This window comes from Dietzia sp. DQ12-76, assembly GCF_014145045.1.
Taxonomy (GTDB): domain Bacteria; phylum Actinomycetota; class Actinomycetes; order Mycobacteriales; family Mycobacteriaceae; genus Dietzia.
The window spans coordinates 4,399-6,437 of sequence record NZ_JAALDV010000347.1 but is presented as its reverse complement, the minus strand read 5'-3'; the positions used below and the strand labels follow the sequence as shown (position 1 = coordinate 6,437).

The following is a 2,039-nucleotide window of genomic DNA, read 5'->3' as shown; positions in this document are numbered from 1 at the left end:
TCCCCGACCTGGGCGGCGGTGGGGCAGTCGCAGGGCGCAGGCGCCGCCCTGGTCACCGCCACCCGGGCCACCGAACTGGGCGCACCGTCGGGGCTGGACTTCCGGGGCGTCGTGGCCACGGGTGCGCCGGCCAACCTCGAGCACCTCTTCCAGTGGGGTGGGCCCGGTTTCCCTCCCGTGTCACTGCCCACGGGCCTGAACCTCTACGCCCTCTACATCCTCGCCGGACTTCGTGACCAGCACCCTGAGGTGGGACTCGATGCCTTCCTCACCCCTCGCGGCCGCGAGATGGTCGATGCCGCAGAACACCTCTGCTACGAGGACATGCGGGACGCGGTGGGAGACTTCCAGGTATCGCAGGCCCTGACCAGGCCGGTCAGGGACATCCCGGACGTCTTCGGGCTCCTGCAGCGGTACATGGGGACTCCGGCCACCGGATACGATCGCCCGGTCTTCCTGGGCCAGGGTCTGCTCGACCTGGACGTGCCCGCGCCCTCGGCGCTGTCGCTCGCGGCGGAAATGACGCTGAACCGTCAACCGCTCGAACTCCACGTCTATCCGGACAGGGACCACAGCGGGACGGTCTACGCGGCGATACCGGATGCCACCGCGTTCCTGAGTCGTGTGATGCGCTGACAGTAGAGCGGAATCTGGACACACCGTCAACATGCCGCCGTCCATCCTGCGCGGCAGTGACCGGTCGAGGCCATATCAACGATGTGACCGACACCACAATCGTTATCTACTTGTCACATGAGAATTTCCGAGTAGAGTCCTCGTCATCGCCGCGCGGGGATGTTCTGGGACTCCCCGCGCGGCTGACTTGTCTCTCACCCCGCCACCTTCTCGGCCCCTGGCCGACCCTCGCCCCCTCAGGCCACCTTTTCGGTCGAGGCCACCGGTACTTAGAACCTGTTCCAGTATCGTGGCCCCCATGAGCGCCCTCGACTTCGAGTCCACCAGCAAGACCCTCACCGCCGGCCGCTTCGAGCTGCACTTCCACGAGGCGGGAGAGCAGAGCGTCGCGGAGCCCGAGAGCGCCGTGCCCGTGCTCTTCCTCCACGGCTCCGGCCCGGGCGTCACCGCATGGTCCAATTTCGCGGGCAACTTCCCGGTCTTCGCCGAGCGATTCCACACGATCCTGCTCGACATGCCGGGTTTCGGGAGGAGTTCGGACCTCGACTGGGAGAAGGCCTATCCCTTGATCGCCGCCGAGGCGATCGACGCGTTCTGCGAGGCCAAGGGGATCGAGAAGGTCGACATCATCGGCAACTCGATGGGCGGAAACGTGGCCTGTGAAACCGCGCTGGCCTACCCCGGCCGCGTCCGCAAGATGGCGCTCATGGGCCCCGGCGGCCTGGCGGCGCCGCTGTTCACCCCCGAACCCAGCGAGGGTTCCCGGCGCCTGTTCGACTTCCTCGCCTCGCCCTCCGACGAGTCCATGGCCGCCTGGGTGGACACGATGGTGGGCAACAAGAAGGTCGTATCCGACGAGCTCATCCGGGCCAGGACCGAGGCCGCCACCGCCCCCGGCGCGGTCGAGCGGATGTACGCCATCTTCGGTTCGATCCTCAAGCCCGAGAACGCCTACACACCGCTGTACGCGCGGGCCTCCCAGATCCGCCAGGAGACGCTGCTCATCTGGGGCCGCGACGACCGCATGCTGCCCTACGAGCAGGCGCACTTCGCGTTCCGGCAGCTCCCCCGCGCCGAGCTCCACGCCTTCTCGCGCTGCGGCCACTGGGCGATGATCGAGCAGAAGGACAAGTTCGAGCGCCTGGTGATCGACTTCCTGCTCAACTGACCCGCTAGCCTCGGGGACATGAGCGAGTCGCCGCAGCCCGACCAGCCCACCGCCGACGCGCGCTCCGACCAGCAGACCGGCGACGGGACCGGGGGCGGAGGCGCCGTGGACCCGCGGACCGGCGAGGACCTGTCCTGGAAGAGCACCCCGGTCGCGATCGTCCTTCTCGACCGCCCCGCACCCGGCCACCGCGACATCACCGAGCTGCTCGCCGAGATCTTCGAGGGCTCCTACG

Annotated in this window: 1 protein-coding gene and 2 pseudogenes; all 3 read left to right on the top strand. The window is 68.1% G+C overall.

Going from position 1 to position 2,039, the window contains the following annotated elements; all coding sequences use genetic code 11:
- A pseudogene (locus G6019_RS11900) lies at positions 1–636 on the top strand (prolyl oligopeptidase family serine peptidase); the annotation flags it as partial.
- Positions 637–934: 298 nt separating this feature from the next.
- A complete protein-coding gene (locus G6019_RS11895) occupies positions 935–1,804 on the top strand; it encodes an alpha/beta fold hydrolase (protein ID WP_107757842.1) in 870 nt (289 codons plus the stop codon).
- Positions 1,805–1,822: 18 nt separating this feature from the next.
- Positions 1,823–2,039: pseudogene (locus G6019_RS11890) on the top strand (hypothetical protein); the annotation flags it as partial.

What these genes read in the sequence shown, in the direction of transcription:
- G6019_RS11895 (WP_107757842.1), top strand. Translation starts at nt 935, where the DNA reads ATGAGCGCCCTCGACTTCGAGTCCACCAGCAAGACCCTCACCGCCGGC.